The sequence below is a fragment of the Rhodococcus sp. NPDC047139 genome, assembly GCF_040643435.1.
GTDB lineage: Bacteria > Actinomycetota > Actinomycetes > Mycobacteriales > Mycobacteriaceae > Rhodococcus.
Window position 1 is genome coordinate 65,106 of record NZ_JBEYUH010000005.1, and the last position, 14,605, is coordinate 79,710.

Annotated in this window: 14 protein-coding genes; 5 read left to right on the forward strand and 9 right to left on the reverse strand. The window is 66.0% G+C overall.

Features of this window, described 5'->3' with window-relative positions; genetic code table 11:
* Positions 1 to 40: 40 nt before the first annotated feature.
* Together ABZ789_RS07735 and ABZ789_RS07740 are read right to left on the reverse strand one after the other, a co-directional pair.
* Entirely contained in the window at positions 41 to 961 is a 921-nt protein-coding gene (locus tag ABZ789_RS07735) for a phosphodiesterase (protein WP_358421388.1), read from the reverse strand.
* Positions 962 to 1,140: 179 nt separating this feature from the next.
* Positions 1,141 to 2,061 carry an alpha/beta fold hydrolase gene (locus ABZ789_RS07740; protein WP_358421391.1) on the reverse strand — a complete coding sequence of 307 codons (921 nt, stop codon included), beginning with the start codon at positions 2,059 to 2,061 and terminating at the stop codon, positions 1,141 to 1,143.
* 77 nt (positions 2,062 to 2,138) lie between these two features.
* Here ABZ789_RS07740 and ABZ789_RS07745 point away from each other — a divergent pair, with 77 nt between their 5' ends.
* The 4 genes from ABZ789_RS07745 to ABZ789_RS07760 all read left to right on the forward strand — a co-directional run bounded on the left by ABZ789_RS07745 (position 2,139) and on the right by ABZ789_RS07760 (position 5,428).
* The gene (locus ABZ789_RS07745; protein WP_358421394.1) at positions 2,139 to 2,612 is read left to right on the forward strand and encodes a MarR family transcriptional regulator; all 474 of its coding nucleotides are present in this window, start codon (positions 2,139 to 2,141) and stop codon (positions 2,610 to 2,612) included.
* A 103-nt stretch (positions 2,613 to 2,715) separates the two neighbouring features.
* Positions 2,716 to 3,741: an alpha/beta fold hydrolase gene (locus ABZ789_RS07750; RefSeq protein WP_358421397.1), complete on the forward strand. Its 1,026-nt coding sequence runs from the start codon at positions 2,716 to 2,718 to the stop codon at positions 3,739 to 3,741.
* Between the two features lie 81 nt (positions 3,742 to 3,822).
* Entirely contained in the window at positions 3,823 to 4,347 is a 525-nt protein-coding gene (locus tag ABZ789_RS07755; protein ID WP_358422119.1) for a hypothetical protein, read from the forward strand.
* A gap of 184 nt (positions 4,348 to 4,531) precedes the next feature.
* On the forward strand, positions 4,532 to 5,428 hold the full coding sequence (locus tag ABZ789_RS07760) for a type IV toxin-antitoxin system AbiEi family antitoxin domain-containing protein (RefSeq protein ID WP_358421400.1): 897 nt from the start codon (positions 4,532 to 4,534) through the stop codon (positions 5,426 to 5,428).
* A gap of 52 nt (positions 5,429 to 5,480) precedes the next feature.
* Here the strand turns inward: ABZ789_RS07760 and ABZ789_RS07765 are convergent, their stop codons facing one another.
* The 6 genes from ABZ789_RS07765 to ABZ789_RS07790 are packed head-to-tail and all read right to left on the reverse strand — an operon-like array spanning position 5,481 to position 12,252.
* Complete coding sequence (locus ABZ789_RS07765) at positions 5,481 to 6,965, reverse strand: sodium:solute symporter family protein (protein WP_358421403.1); 1,485 nt, start codon at positions 6,963 to 6,965, stop codon at positions 5,481 to 5,483.
* Between the two features lie 21 nt (positions 6,966 to 6,986).
* The gene (locus tag ABZ789_RS07770; protein WP_358421406.1) at positions 6,987 to 8,018 is read right to left on the reverse strand and encodes a 2-oxoglutarate and iron-dependent oxygenase domain-containing protein; all 1,032 of its coding nucleotides are present in this window, start codon (positions 8,016 to 8,018) and stop codon (positions 6,987 to 6,989) included.
* Positions 8,015 to 8,782, reverse strand: a complete 768-nt coding sequence (locus tag ABZ789_RS07775; RefSeq protein WP_358421409.1) for a hypothetical protein — start codon at positions 8,780 to 8,782, stop codon at positions 8,015 to 8,017. The genes ABZ789_RS07770 and ABZ789_RS07775 overlap by 4 nt, the downstream gene beginning before the upstream one ends.
* Positions 8,779 to 10,749 (reverse strand): 5-oxoprolinase/urea amidolyase family protein, encoded by a 1,971-nt coding sequence (locus ABZ789_RS07780; RefSeq protein ID WP_358421412.1) that lies wholly within the window; start codon positions 10,747 to 10,749, stop codon positions 8,779 to 8,781. The genes ABZ789_RS07775 and ABZ789_RS07780 overlap by 4 nt, the downstream gene beginning before the upstream one ends.
* Positions 10,750 to 10,756: 7 nt before the next feature.
* Positions 10,757 to 11,407, reverse strand: a complete 651-nt coding sequence (locus tag ABZ789_RS07785) for an urea amidolyase associated protein UAAP2 (protein ID WP_358421415.1) — start codon at positions 11,405 to 11,407, stop codon at positions 10,757 to 10,759.
* Complete coding sequence (locus ABZ789_RS07790) at positions 11,404 to 12,252, reverse strand: urea amidolyase associated protein UAAP1 (protein WP_358421418.1); 849 nt, start codon at positions 12,250 to 12,252, stop codon at positions 11,404 to 11,406. The genes ABZ789_RS07785 and ABZ789_RS07790 overlap by 4 nt, the downstream gene beginning before the upstream one ends.
* Before the next feature lie 175 nt (positions 12,253 to 12,427).
* Here ABZ789_RS07790 and ABZ789_RS07795 point away from each other — a divergent pair, with 175 nt between their 5' ends.
* Positions 12,428 to 13,114: a TetR/AcrR family transcriptional regulator gene (locus ABZ789_RS07795; RefSeq protein WP_358421421.1), complete on the forward strand. Its 687-nt coding sequence runs from the start codon at positions 12,428 to 12,430 to the stop codon at positions 13,112 to 13,114.
* Here ABZ789_RS07795 and ABZ789_RS07800 read toward each other — a convergent pair.
* On the reverse strand, positions 13,011 to 14,582 hold the full coding sequence (locus ABZ789_RS07800) for an NAD(P)/FAD-dependent oxidoreductase (RefSeq protein WP_358421424.1): 1,572 nt from the start codon (positions 14,580 to 14,582) through the stop codon (positions 13,011 to 13,013). The genes ABZ789_RS07795 and ABZ789_RS07800 overlap by 104 nt on opposite strands.
* Positions 14,583 to 14,605: the final 23 nt, after the last annotated feature.

Consider the following 14,605-nt stretch of genomic DNA (forward strand, 5'->3'; position numbering starts at 1 on the left):
TCCGACTCGACGGGCGCTTCCCTCCCCCGGCCTGATGTCGTCAGACGCGAACCGTGATGTCGGGGTTGTCGGGAATGCGGATGCCGGCTTCGGCGAGGAGTCGTGCGGCGTCCTCGGCCGTGTGGGGCTCCCCGGTGGTGGCGTAGCTACCACTGGGCACCACCGAATGGACGATCGTGTCCGGATAAACGTGCACCAGGTTGAATCCCTGCGCGCCGTCGTGCCCGCGCTGCGAGCCGACCGGAACGTTGAGGTCCTGCGTGTAACAGGTGGACGAGGCGACGGACACCGGGATGCCCGCGAAGGTCGCCGAGGTCGAATAGTGCAGGTGGCCGCCGAGGATCGTACGCACATCGGTGTCGCGCAGCACCTCGGCGAGGCCGGCCTGGTCGCGTAGTTCGACGAGGACGGCCATGTCGAAGACGCTGGGCACCGGTGGATGATGCAGTGCGAGAACGGTACCGAACGGTGCGGGCGTGGAGAGTTCGTCGGCCAGCCAGTCGAGTTGCTCGGCAGATACCTCGCCGTGGTGATAACCCGGAACCGAAGTGTCGAGCGCGATGATTCGCAGTCCGCCGACCATGTGGACTTCGTCGATGGGCGCGCCGATGGGCGCTGCGTCCAGCAGTTCTTCCCGGAAAACGGCCCGGTCGTCATGGTTACCCATGGCCCAGACGATCTCGGCGCCGAGCGCTGCTGCCAGCGGTTCGACAAGCCCGCGAAGCTTGCGGTAGGCGTCGGGTTGACCGCGATCGGCGAGGTCTCCGGTGAATACCAAGGCGTCGGGACGGACCTGTGACGCACGAATGTCCTCGAGAATCAGGCCGAGGCGGGTGTCGGCGTCGACAGTGCCGTAGAGGAGCTCGTTGCCACCGACGAGATGGGTGTCGGTGAGGTGGAGAAGCGTGTGGGAAGGTCTGGGATATTCGGCTGTTCGCTCAGGGGCTGGAGAGCTGCCCATGATCTCTCACTTCCATTCGCCCGTTTCGGGGGCACTCGACCGTCATCAACCGTAGCGACTCCGTTTCGACTGCTCCACGATTTCTGCATCACATCACGACCTCGAACCCGTGCAGAACGGTGGGCTACCAGGCGGTGACCTGCAGAAACGAGCAGAGGTGCGAAGCCTGGTGATCTAGGTCACAATGGATGATCGTCTGCGGGCCGGTCGTCCTCGCCCACCGCCCGCCCGAGGGCGTCCCGCAGCACGGCATCGACCTCGTCGCCCGGATTCATCGGCACTGTGTGGTGGGTACCGGAGGAGAGGTTGACGGCCCGGCAGGACGGCAGTGCAGCCTGCGCCGCCCGCGCCACCCTCGCCGGATCGTGCACTTTCCCGAACGGAGCAAGAACGACCGTGGTGCCCACCGGCAAGTGGGCCAGGGCCTCGGCATCGGGGCGCCGAGGCACGATCGTCCTCCCGGTCGGGAAACTCGCAGCGCCGAGCGCCATCAGAGTGACCCAGTCGGGATCGAGTTGCGCCCCTCGGGTTTCCCACGCGAGGAAGGCGCGTTCGCGAGCAATGGTGGGCCGGAGGAGGATCGGCAGCGCGCGAAGAAGGTATCCGAATCGCATTCCGGCGAAGCACGAGTTGGGGTCGAGCAGGACGAGTTGCTCCACTCGGCCGGGAGCCCGGAGGGTCGACGCGAGCGCGATCATCGCGCCGTAGGAATGACCGACGAGCGCATACCGAGCCGCACCGAGAGCGTCGGCGACGGAACCGAGCCATTCGAGCAGGTCGTCGACGTTGCGGACAGGATCGCCGGAGGCGACGCTGCGTCCGGCATCGCCGATGAGGTCGACGGCCAGGACCCGATGAGTCTCCCCCAGCGCGGCGACGTTGGCGAACCAGACCATGGAGGTCGCTCCGGCGCCGGGGAGGAGCAGCACCGGAGGACCCTCGGGTGGACCGAATTCGGTGACGCGGGTGGTACCGAAACGAGAAGGAAGATCGTGAATAATGCTGCCGCGCGGCCACTTCGCCAGGAGTGAGTCGTATGCGGCGTAGAAGGCACGGCCCTCGGCCGTGTCGACGAAGGGTATGCGGGGTGACCGGAGCATCGGAACCTCCACCGTCGAATATCTCGATAATCGAGATACTAGGCGGGTGAGTAGACTCTGTCGAGAGGTGAGGTGTGATGGCGGAATACGACAGCAGACTCGACATGGTTCATCGATTGCGCGCGCTCACGCTGCAACTCGACCTTCTCGGTGCCGAATTCGCGCAGGAGCACGGTTTGCACCCCACCGATCTCCGAGCACTGATCGGTCTCCTGGACCGGGAGCGAGCGGGCGAGCTCGCGACGCCCGGGTGGCTGGCCGAACACCTCCGTCTGAACACCGCCTCGGTCACAGCTCTCGTCGATCGGCTCGAAAAGGCGGGCCACGTGCAACGCGACCGCGACAGCAAAGACCGGCGACGTGTCATCCTGCGCGTCACGCCCGCCGCCGAGAAGCTCGGATGGGACTTCTTCGGACCGCTCATCGCCCAGGCATCAGATGCGCTCGAAACCTTCTCCGCGGCCCGGCTGGACGCCGTGCGGGATTTCCTGGTCGCGATGACGGCAGCTGTGGAGTCCGCGCGCTCTCGTCAGCAGGACACCGAGCACTGAGGGAGCCAGAAAGGCTCGATCCCATCGAGGCGGCGCTACTCCCCGAGCGACGAGAATTCCTGTTAACTTCCTGCCCCATCCACATACTTGCAGGGGGATGGGCATGCACATACGTTCATGGGTCGCCGCGGCGCTCGCGGTCGCCTTCACGATCGCCGGGGCGGGAACGGCAGCGGCAGAGGAGCCCGCGCCACCTCCCCTGCCGGTAGGAAAGACATTCCTCGACGGCTTTGCACACGAATTCGGCGATCCGCACGGCAGCGCGCCCGGCACGAACGACTGGGACTGCGAGCCGTCGGAGGAACACCCCGATCCGGTGATCCTCGTCCACGGAACGGTGCTCAACCGTCAGAACAACTGGTCGTACCTCGGCCCCCTCCTCGCGAACGAGGGGTACTGCGTTTTCGCTCTCACTTACGGCAACCACGCCGACCTTCCGTGGCCGCTGAGCGCGGTCGGCGGTCTGCTCCCGATGCAGGAGAGCGCGCAGCAACTCTCCGGATTCGTCGACGAGGTACTCGCCGCAACCGGTGCGGAGAAGGTCGATCTGGTCGGACACTCGCAGGGCACGCTCATGCCCGTCTGGTACGTGAAGTTCCTGGGCGGCAACGAGAAGGTCGACGACTACGTCTCGCTCGGGCCGGTCTACGAAGGCAGCCACGCGTTCCTGCTCGCGGCCTCGTTCGAGTTGTTCGAGCGAGCCGGGGTGCGCCAGGACGTGGAGAATCTCGTCCACGCGATCGGCTGCGGCGCGTGCCCGCAGGTCCTCGCCGGCTCGGACTGGATCCACACCATCCAGCAGGCCGGGGTCTACGCCGACGAGGTGACGTACACGAACATCATGACCCGCTACGAGGAGATCGTGCTGCCGTACACCAGTGGCTACCGCGAAGCACCGAACGCGACGAATATCGTGCTGCAGGACCACTGTGCAAACGATTTCGTCGAACATGCCGGCATCGTCAACGATCCGAATGCGGCGTGGTTCATGCTCGAGGCACTCGATCCGGGCTCGGCCGGACCGCTGGAGTGCGTCTTCGTCCCGCCGATCCTGGGGTGGAGTCCTGATCCGACGATCAGCGATCCCACACCCGAGGGAACGGTGGTCGCGGGTCGATTCGGCGCCTGACCACGAAACAACCTGCGGCCGACAGAAAAATGGTGCAGAGTGTCCGGAACAGTCGGAATCGACACCGAAGCAGGGGGACATATGGCAGGACAGACGGTCCGGCGTACAGCGGCCGCGTTGCTCACCGCCGGCGCTGTCGGGACAGCGATGATCGCAGCGGCGGGCGTCGCCCAGGCTGCGCCGACATCCACGACGATGACCTGTTCCAGTGCGAATCCGCTCTTCTGGGCACCACCGTTCACCTGGACCGTTCACGCGGCGTCCGGCGAATCGGCGCCACCGGACGGGCCACTCGAGCCGTCACTCCTGCTGTCCGGCGGCAACGAACTTCCGATTCCACCCGGGGGCCTGCTCCCCACGCTCGGCATCAACTGGTACGGCACCCAGGTGCTCGTCGACTGGCACAACCGCAATACAGGGCAGTCCGGCCGGAGCGTCAGCGACCGGGAAGCATTGCAACAACATCCGCGGATACCAGTGAACCGCACCTGGACCGGCACCGGAACGGTGGATTTCACGGTCACACTCCAGACAGGTGCGGGCTGGTGGTTCGTCAACACCCAGAACGCGGTATGCAAGGGGACGATCGACATCGTGCAACGCTGAACAAGCGCTCTCATGAGCGCGGAATCTCGCGGCTTGCCGCCGCTATAACACGCGCGCAACTCTTTTCGGCGCGCAAACTTCAGCCAAAGCCTCGTCATGCACAGTCCCGCGATCGATCCACAGGTGTACCGAACCCGGACTTGTCAGGGAGTCGGCCGACACCACGCCGGGCAGGATCGTTCTCGTGACAGACCCGAACATCCTGACCAATGCTTCGCTCCACGCTGGGGGTTTCTCCGAGACCGACATCCGCAATGCCGTTCGCGCAGGTTCGCTCGTGCGGATTGCACGCGGTTGTTATTTGCACGGGCGTGACGTCGGCACCATCGGACCGGTCGGCGTTCATCGCGTGCGCGCACGATACGTCGGAGCGACGCTCGGGCCCGGTGAGGCTCTCAGCCATGCGTCGGCGGCGGCTCTGCACGGTTTCGAACTGTGGAACGTGTCGCTCGACCACGTCCACATATCCCGGCCGAGCACCCGACGCGGTCGGGTCACCTCGCAGATCCACGTGCACCCCACCGAACTCGCCGGGGAGGTGGTGACGCTCGACGGAGTGCCCGTGACGTCGATCGCACGCACCGTCACCGACCTTGCCCGCACGCTTGCCCGCAGTGAAGCGGTGGTCGCCGGCGACTCCGCTCTTCGCCTGTATCCCGAAGTGCGTGATTGCCTTGCGGAGGCGCTGGCATGTGCCGGAGCTCGACATGGCATCGCTCGTGCGCGTTCCGTGGTGCCTTTCCTGGACGGGCGCAGTGAGAGCGTCGGGGAATCGTTGTCGCGGCTGCGCATCGCGGAAGCCGGACTACCACGTCCGATCCTCCAACATGAGATCCGGACTCTCGACGGCCGGCGCTATCGCGTCGACTTCTTCTGGGAGAACGGTGTGATCGGCGAGTTCGACGGCCGGATCAAGTACAGCGACCCGCGCGACCTGTTCGACGAGAAGCTCCGGCAGGACGCCATTCGCGATGCAGGTTTCGAGGTGGTTCGGTGGACCTGGGCCGAGCTCGAGCACTTCGACGCCGTCGCCGACCGACTACGGCAGGCTGCGCGTCGTATCGCAAGGCTGACGCGCTGAACCGGGGCTCGCCACCGCTCCAGCGGTAGCGAGCCCCGGTTCGGAAGGTGAACTACACCGCGACCGGCTGCTTCTCGAGGACCGGCACAGTGACCGGCGCCTGCACCGGCGTCGGCGTGGGACGCCGCACCAGCGCGACGATCACGTATGCCGCGAGCGAGACCAGGAATCCGATGAAGGTGCTCCAGCCGTCGACGGACGAGGTCACCATCGAGTTGGGGATATACAGCAGAGTGTTGTCGACACCGTAGATCGTCGGGGTGAGGACGAAGAAGCCGGCACGGACCGTGATGCCGGCGATCGCGGCAGCCGCTACGGCGCGACCGTCACCGCGCGACCAGAACAGTCCGAGGATGAACGGCACGACCAGCGAGGCAAGCAGCAGGTCGAAGGTGAGGGTGAGCAGGATGCCGGTCTGCGGAACACGCAGGGCGACGATCGCTCCGAAGGCCGCCATGGGCAGCATGAGCAGGCGTGTGGCCTTCATGACGTCCGACGACATCGCGGCGTTCTCGCCGCCGACACGGAAGACGTTGCGCACCAGCACCGTCGCGGTGGAGAGCAGCACACCGCTGATGGTGGTCAGCGAGGCCGTCACCAGACCCGAGAGCACCAGGATCGACAGCCATTCCGGGGTGTACTGGCCGAGCAGGACGTAGAGGATCGGCCCGTCGGCGGCACTGTCACCGACGATCGACACCGCCGCAAGAGCGACGAAGGACAGCGGCACGCAGAGCAGGAGAATGCCGGTCGCGGCCGAGAAGCAGGCGCGCTGGGCTGCGTGCGGCGACTTGGCGGAGAACACGCGCTGCATCAGGTCGATCGCGACGAGGTTACCGAGTCCGAGAGCGACGATCGTCGCCCAGTTGATCGCAGCCCCCTGCGCCGGATCGGTGAGCTGCCCGAGATCACCGATGCCGAGGCCGTCGCCGTGCGTGAAGCCCGGACCGAAGGCAACCCATGCGAGCAACGAGACGATGCCCACGGCCATGACCGCGAACTGCACCACGCCGGTGTAGACGCTGGCGAACATGCCACCGGCCATCGTGTAGGCAAGGACGAACGGGATGATCACCAGCACGGCCACCGTGTAGTTCAGCCCGAGGAAGTACTGCAGGAGGTAACCGAGTGCAACGAGATTGCCGGCGAGGAGGATGCCGAAGCTGCCGACGGTGAGTACGGAGGCGGTGATCTCGGTGCCCCGGCCGAATCGGCGTGCGAAGAACTCGGGCAGGGTCACCACACCGGTCGCTCGCAGACGCTTCGCGAAGAACAGTCCGACGAGAAGAACACTCAGCGCGACCCCGAGCGGCATCGCTGCCCCCGCCCAGAAACCGAAACCGGCAGCAAGGTCGGCGGAACCGAGGGTGGCGTTGGAGTCGATGACCTGGGACATGAGCAGGACCGCGAGCACGGGGGCGCCCAGCGAGCGACCTGCGAGCAGGAAGTTCCCGGCCTGTCCGCGGACCTTGCGGGTGGAATAGAAGCCGGCCCCGAGAAGTACGACGAGGCACACGGCGACACCGGTGATGATCATGGCAACTCCGTATGGAGAGGGTCAGACGGCAGGAGCGCTGCGTTGGGCTTCGCGTCCGAGCGAGTAGAGGGGGCGTGCGTTGTCGGGAAGCGTGATCTCGCCTGCGGCGAGACGGTTGCGGAGGTAGGTGAAGCTCTGGGCGGTCTGCGCGAACAGATGCTCGCCGGCCGTCACTCCGCCGTATCGCGGTCCGTCGCCGTCGACGAACCTCTCCAGCGGCTCGACCCGGGTGTTGTAGTCGACGTTGAAGAACAGCGGGAACGAGTAACGCTCCTGAGCAACCTTACGCACCCGATGTGACGTCGCTGTAAACACACCGTTGGTCCAAATCTCCAGCAGGTCACCAATATTCAGAATGAATGCATCGTCGCGGTAGGGGACGTCGATCCAGTCGCCGTCTGCATTGACCACTTCGAGCCCCGGCGCGGTCGGCAGGAGCAACGTGAACACCTCGTAGTCGGTGTGAGCGCCGATGCCGGGCCGGTCGGCGGCCTCCGGATCGTACGGATAGTGGATCATGCGCAGTTGGGCCGGAGGCGTGGTGACGTAACGATCGAACAGATCTGCGGGTTCACCGAGCGTTTCTGCGAAGGCTCGCAGAAGCACGCGCCCCAACCCGAATACGGCCTCGTAGTATGCGCCGACGGGCTTCTCGAAGTCCGGCAGGTCGGGCCACTGGTTGGGCCCGAGCAACGGATTGCCTGCGAGGTATTCGGGATGGTCGGCAGGAAGATCGATCGACAGGTCGAAGGCTTCCTTGTGATCCGGTGTGGCACCGGCGAATACTTCCTCACCTGCCGGTACGTAGCCCCGGTGATTCGAGGAGTTACCTATGTAGACCGACATTTTGGCTTCTTCGGGTAACGCGAAGAATCGTTCGGCGGCAGCCTTCAGGCCGTCGGCGAGGGTGGAATCTATACCGTGCCCGATGATCTGCGCGAAACCGACCTCACGTGCGGCCCGCCCCAGTTCTGCGACGACTACGCCCCGACGGTCCCCGTCTCCTGAAACCAGTGCGTGTACGTCGATGACCGGGATACTCGTGAACGTCATGATCTGCTCCTGAAAGTCGGGTCGACCGAACGCCACCGTCTCGTGACGGCCGTTCCGTCGAATGCCCTGTCACGCGTGTGGGTTTCGTCGCCGAAGCTCGGATCGAGGGCGTCTCCGACGCGGTACGGAAGGGTCGATGCGGTGATGCTCCACCGGCCGTCGTGCACCCGGCCGACCGCGATCTCACAATCCATCAGCGCCTGTGCGTCGGCAAGTGTTGCGGCACCACGTATCTGTTCGATCAGCGGCTCGGTCCCGATCACGCGGTCACGGCCACGTGCGAACGCGAAGGTGTCTCCGACACGTACGAGCACCGCCGTCGCACCGGTGTCGACGTCTTCGAGCAGGTACTCGTCGACGTGGGGTGAGACTTCGGCGATGTGCCAGTGTTCCGTGTAGTCCTCGAACACACCGTGTTCGACGAGCGTGCCGGCGTCGAGGATTGCCAGCCTGCCGGCATCGGGCGTCGGCCCGAGCGGATGCAGGGTGACCGCTCGTTCCCACTCGACGTATTCTCCCCGGTCGAGCAAGCGGCCGGCGAATCCGTCCTGGCCTGCGAGGGTCACGAGGTCGTCGATACCCATCCGGGCAAGCGTCGGCGCCGCGACCGTCTGCAACTGTGCAGGCTGCCTCAGATCGCAGTACAACTGCTCGCCCTGCAACCAGGTGACCCGGGTGGTGGTGTCCGGCTCGACGCCCGGCCGCGCCAGCAGGGTCCGCTCGAACCGGGTTCCCACCGTGCGGATCCGTCCGGCGACCGTCATGCGCCGCTCGCTTTCCAACGTGCCCGCTCCTGTCCGAAGGCCACGGATTGCATCGCCTGGAAGTCGGCGATCGATGCCGCGTTGTCGGCAAGGAAGCGACGGTGGTCGGCCAGCGAGAAGGTGCCGTCGGTGATCTCGACTCCCCCACCTCGCCCGGCCGCGAGGTCGGCACGCAGGTCGAGAAGTTCGTCGGGCTCGACGGGATACCAGGAGATGCGGTCGAAGAACCGGAGCAGCCAGGGAGTTCCGTCCTCGAAGGGGCCGGCGGACTGCGGGTGCCGGTGGTTCCACACCTGCGTGGTGCGGCCGACGAATTGGTAGCCGCCGGGGCCTTCCATCCCGTAGATGCACAGGTACGCACCGCCGATGCCGACGGCGTTCTCGGGCGTCCACGTCCGGGCGGGGTTGTACTTGGTGGTGACCAGTCGGTGCCGCGGATCGAGGGGTGTCGCGACCGGCGCGCCGAGGTAGACGTCGCCGAGGCCGAGCACCATGTAGTCGGCGGCGAAGACGGTGTCGAACACGTCGGCGACGGTGTCGAGGCCGTTCATGCGGCGGATGAACTCGATGTTCCACGGGCACCACGGGGCGTCGGCGCGTACGCCGTGCATGTAGCGCTGAATGGCCTCGCGGGTCGCGGGGTCGTCCCAGGACAGCGGCAATCGCACCTGCCGACTGGGTACCTCGAGTTCGTCGCTGTCGCCGATCGTGTCCTCGACCTCTGCGAGCAGACCGAGCAGGGCACGCACCGGCAGGATGTCCGGATCCACCTTGATCTGCAGGGATCGTATGCCCGGAGTCAGTTCGAGCAGACCCGCGGGGCGATCCGCCTCGAGGCGCTGGTGCAGCGCGTGCACACGGGCCCGCAGTGACAGGTCGAGCGTCATGTCCCCGTACTCGACGAGCACGTTGTCGTCACCGCTGCGCCGGTAGGTGACGGCGGTGTGCCCGTCGCGGCGAGCGAGGACTCCGTCGTCGCCGTCGCCGCCGGCCGAGGCGACGAGCGAGAGCCCGGCACGACGGCCGACACCGAGTTCACGACGGGAGGCGCTGCGCTGCGACCGGACCGGCACGAATCGAACGGTGTTGCCGGGTGCGAGCTGACCGAGTTTCCAGCGGTCGGCGCTCACGACGGTCACCGGGCACACGAAGCCGCCCAGGCTGGGGCCGTCGGGCCCGAGCAGGATCGGGGTGTCGCCGGTGAAGTCGAGCGCCCCGACCGAGTACGCGTTGTCATGGATGTTCGACGGATGAAGACCCGCTTCCCCACCGTCCGTCCGCGCCCATTCGGGCTTGGGTCCGATCAGCCGGACGCCGGTGCGGTCGGAGTTGAAGTGCACCTCGTAGTCGGTGGCGTAGAGAGTGTCGATGTCACTGCGGGTGAAGAACTCGGGGGCACCGTGCGGGCCTTCGGTCACCGCGATCTCCCATCGCGTCACGAGCGCCGGTACGTGCTCGGACGGGACGGGTGCGCTTTCTCCCCGGATATCCTCACCCACGACGAGGAAATCACCTTCGCGCAACGTGCGACCTTCGTGACCGCCGAACGTTCCGAGGGTGAAGGTGGATGCGCTGCCGAGGAACTCGGGGACATCGAGCCCGCCCCGGACCAGAATGTAGACACGCAGACCGGGACCGGAGACGACGCCGACGTCGAGCAGGCCACCGGCCGGGACGGTGACGGGCCGCCACTGCGGAACGACACGTCCGTCGACGCGCACGGTGACGGGTGCGCCCGTCACGCACACCTCGGTCTCCTCCGTGAACCGCAGAGCCGGACCGGCCATCGTGGTTTCGAGGCCCGGAGCGCCCTCGTCGTTGCCGAGTGCGACATTGCCGAGACGGAAGGACAGGTCGTCCATCGGCCCGGAAGGCGGCACACCGATCTGCCAGTATCCGGTGCGACCTGGGTAATCCTGGATGGTGGTGAGCATCCCCGGACGTTCGACGCCGATCTTGACGGTCATGGCTTCCTCACTCCCCGCGGGTGACGATCATCCGCACAGGCGTGGGATCGAAACCGTTGCACGGGTTGTTGATCTGGGGACAATTCGAGACGAGGACGAGCACGTCGCGTTCTGCGCGGATCGCGAGTCGCTTTCCGGGCGCGGACAGTCCGTCGACGATACCGAGGGTGCCGTCCGCTTCCACCGGCACATTCATGAAGAAGTTGATGTTGGAGACGAGATCTCGTTTGCCGAGTCCCCATTTCGCACCCTCGATGAGGAAGTTCTCGACACACGCGTGCTGGTGCTTGGTGTGGTGCCCGTAGCGGAGGGTGTTCGATTCCTGTGAGCAGGCACCTCCGACAGTGTCGTGGTTGCCAACCTCGTCGGCGACGAGCGTCATCAGGGGCGCACCGTCGGCGTCGCGCAGGACCGAACCGGTGGTGAGGAACAGATTCCGTTGGGCCGCAACGGTAGTGGCGGCACTGTATCGGCGGGTGCGGTCGTGTGCATCGTAGATGAGGGTGTCGACCGCCTGGTTGCCGTGCAGGTCGACGATCGTGAGGACGTCACCGGCGGCGACGACAGCCGACCACGGGCCTCGGAGTCCGACGATCTCGTCGAGGACGACCCGGCCGGGAACGAGGGCGAGTTCTGCGGTGTCTGCGGTGAGAGTCATCGGCGGGTCTCCGTTTCGGACGTTGCTGCGGCCCAGGCGTCATCGGTGTTCAGTACGGCGCGCTGGTACTCGGGATCGGTGTTCGGCAGCGAGTTCAGCTCGCCGGGTGCTCGCCATGCGAGGACTTCGAGGCTGCCCGTGGTGAACTCGGGATTCGGGTCGAGAGGGTGTGCGGTGTTGGCGATCAGTGCGATGACCGGCAGATGGATCAACAGGTCGACCACCGTGCCGGGTCCGGCATTGCCGGTACTGACGAGACTTCCGTCGTCCGCCACCTGCACACCGTGGAAGAAGGACAGGGAGGGCGGCAGGTCGCGGGGCTGCAGGTCGTGCTTGGCGGCGGCGACGGTGAAGAGTTCACGTCCGGCGGGCGATGCCGAATGAAGCTCGCCTGCACCGTATTTCTCGGTGTTTCCGGCGAGGTGCGTGGTGCCGCACAGCGCGTCGTGCCGGCCCGACGTGTCGGCGACGATCGTTGCGAGGACCCGGCCCTGGTCGGACAGCAAGGGATGCCCGAGACCGAGATAGGCCTGCCACGGCACCTTCACGGTGTCGGCGACGTTGAGTCGCTCGTGCGGCGCGTCGGCACGGAACAGCAGTAGGTGGGCGCAGGCGGCGCCGTCGACATCCCGTAGACGCAGGCGGGTGCCGCGTGCGAGGACCTTGCTGGTGTAGCGGCCGCCCGGGACGGTCTCGGCCCAGGTCATGGACGCCGCACGACCGCTCGGCGGGGCCGGCCACGACGACGCGGGAACGATCGGCATGGCGTCCGTGACGGTGCCTGCCTGCGCTCGGGCATGGGCGCGAGCAGCGTGCGTGGTGGCGGTCGCGATGGTCTCGGTCATGGTGCTCCGATCGGCGGTCCGGGGAAACTGTCGATCGACAGTTTTCCGTGCGCGCATCTTCGGCGAATGTCCACCACGTAACGAGTCGGTGACGCATGTTTCATCCGTGTGACGAAGTTTTCACTACTCGAACAGTGGCGTGCTGCAGGGCCTTTCGTCGTGTCACAGTGGGGAGGTGACCCATGCAGGACCAGGACGACCCCGCCTCCACGCGCCGCGCCGCCCGGGCTCGACAGCACGTGCCGAAATCCTCGATGCCGCAGCGGAGTTGTTCACCACCCGTGGATTCTCCCCCACATCGACACGGTCGATCGCCGAGGCTGTGGGGATCCGCCAGGCATCGCTGTACAACCACTTCGCCACAAAGAACGACATCCTCGTCGCACTGCTCGAGGACACCGTCGAACCGACGCTCGACTTCGACGAGAAGCTCGACGACGCGTTGCCCGCCGACGTGCGCCTGTGCGCGCTCGCCTGGTTCGACACGGCCCAATTATCCGCGGGGAGATGGAATCTCGGCGCCCTCTACCATCTCCCGGAGGTTCGGACCGCACCGTTCGATCGATTTCGGCACGAGCGCCTGCAATTGATGGAGCGATACCGGCTCCTCGCGGCGGAGATCGTCGGCGACGGTGATCCCCGCACACACCTACCGTTCCGGATCGTCGAGTCGGTCATCGGAATGCGTGCCGACAACGGCGACATCGATGCAGGACTGCCGGAAGCGCTGGCGACGGCCTCGCTGGCGGTGCTCGGTGTCAGCGACCTTGCGGCAGTGTCGGGTGCTGCTCGGGCTCTCGTGGTGGGAGTTCCCGACGATCTCCTCGAGTCGATGAACCCACAGGCTGCCCCACATGCGTGAACTGCAGCGCCGGATGGTCGATCGGGTCGCGGAGTAGCCGTTTGCGGTCGAGATAGTAGTTCTGCTCCATCGACCACGGCCCGTCTGCACCGGACGTGGGAAACGCATCGGCGGATCGCCGGAGATAGTTCGATGTGAGATTCCAGAACGGCCCTCCACCGACTACCCGGTCGTCGCGGACCGGGGTCACCACGTCGTAACCGTGACTGTCCGTGTAATCGAGCAACCGGCACAGGTAATGGCCGGTGAGGTCGACTTTGAGGGTCCACGACGAGTTGGTGTATCCGAACGCGAACGCATAGTTGGGGACGCCGGTGAGCATGGTGGCATTGAAGGTGATGCATTCGTGCAGGTCGACGGGAACTCCGTCGACATCGAGCGCGATCCGCCCGAAGGGCACCATCTTCAGGCCTGTCGCGGTGACGATGACGTCGGCGGCGAGTTCGCGCCCGGATTCGAGGGCTATCCCCGCCGGAGTGAACCGGACGATCCGGTCGGTGACCACCGAGGCGGAACCGTCCGCGATGGCCTCGAACAGGTCGGCGTCGGGGGCGACGCACAGGCGTTGATCCCACGGATCGTACGACGGGTTGAAGTGCACGTCGACGGGATAGTCGTCGGGCAGCACCCTCGTCATCCTGCGGCGCAGGATACGTCGGAAGGTGTTCGGTGCCCGTCGGCTCGTCCGGTACATCTCGTGCAGCAGACGGATGCTCAGGGACCGGACTGCGCGGTCGGCCATCCGTGTCGGCAGTGCGCGTCTGAGCACATTCGCGACCTTGTTCTCCTTCGGCCAAGCCAGAACGTGGGACGGCGAGCGCTGCAGCATCGTCACGTGCCCAGCCTCTTCCGCGAGCGCGGGCACGAGCGTCACCGCGGTGGCACCGCTGCCGATGACCACGACCCGCTTGCCGGCACAGTCGAGATCGTCGGGCCAGTGCTGGGGATGGACGATCCTGCCACGGAAGTCGTCGCTGCCCTCGAACGCCGGGGTGTAGCCCTCGTCGTAGTCGTAGTAGCCGGTCGCGGAGAAGAAGAACTTGCAGGTCACGGCGAATGTGGCGTCGTCGCTCGTGCGCTCGAGGACGACGGTCCACTTGCCGGTGCCGGAGGAGAAGGACGCACGAACCACACGGTGCCCGAAATGCAGATACCGGCGGAGCCCGTGTTCGTCGACCGCCTCGTGAAGATAACCGAGGATCTCGCTGCCGCCGGCATACGCGTGCTTCTTCCTCCAGGGCTTGAACTCGTACCCGAGGGTGTGCAGATCGGAGTCGGAGCGGACCCCGGGGTAGCGGAACAGATCCCAGGTGCCACCGAGGGCGTCGCGAGCCTCGACGATTGCGAAGGTCGTCGCCGGTCGTTTGGTCTTCAGGTGGTAAGCCGTTCCGATACCGGAGATGCCCGCGCCGACGATCAGGACATCGAGATCGGCGGGTAGTTCCTCATCCGATCGGTCTCCGGTCATATCCGCTCGACTCCGTCCCTGTG

Bases quoted from the DNA above. Each gene is read 5' to 3' on its own strand.
- ABZ789_RS07755 (WP_358422119.1), top strand. From the start codon at position 3,823: ATGGCAGGACAGACGGTCCGGCGTACAGCGGCCGCGTTGCTCACCGCC.
- ABZ789_RS07775 (WP_358421409.1), bottom strand. From the start codon at position 8,782: ATGACGGTCGCCGGACGGATCCGCACGGTGGGAACCCGGTTCGAGCGG.
- ABZ789_RS07800 (WP_358421424.1), bottom strand. From the start codon at position 14,582: ATGACCGGAGACCGATCGGATGAGGAACTACCCGCCGATCTCGATGTC.
- ABZ789_RS07740 (WP_358421391.1), bottom strand. From the start codon at position 2,061: ATGCTCCGGTCACCCCGCATACCCTTCGTCGACACGGCCGAGGGCCGT.
- ABZ789_RS07790 (WP_358421418.1), bottom strand. From the start codon at position 12,252: ATGACCGAGACCATCGCGACCGCCACCACGCACGCTGCTCGCGCCCAT.
- ABZ789_RS07780 (WP_358421412.1), bottom strand. From the start codon at position 10,749: ATGACCGTCAAGATCGGCGTCGAACGTCCGGGGATGCTCACCACCATC.
- ABZ789_RS07785 (WP_358421415.1), bottom strand. From the start codon at position 11,407: ATGACTCTCACCGCAGACACCGCAGAACTCGCCCTCGTTCCCGGCCGG.
- ABZ789_RS07770 (WP_358421406.1), bottom strand. From the start codon at position 8,018: ATGACGTTCACGAGTATCCCGGTCATCGACGTACACGCACTGGTTTCA.
- ABZ789_RS07765 (WP_358421403.1), bottom strand. From the start codon at position 6,965: ATGATCATCACCGGTGTCGCCGTGTGCCTCGTCGTACTTCTCGGGGCC.
- ABZ789_RS07735 (WP_358421388.1), bottom strand. From the start codon at position 961: ATGGGCAGCTCTCCAGCCCCTGAGCGAACAGCCGAATATCCCAGACCT.
- ABZ789_RS07745 (WP_358421394.1), top strand. From the start codon at position 2,139: ATGGCGGAATACGACAGCAGACTCGACATGGTTCATCGATTGCGCGCG.
- ABZ789_RS07750 (WP_358421397.1), top strand. From the start codon at position 2,716: ATGCACATACGTTCATGGGTCGCCGCGGCGCTCGCGGTCGCCTTCACG.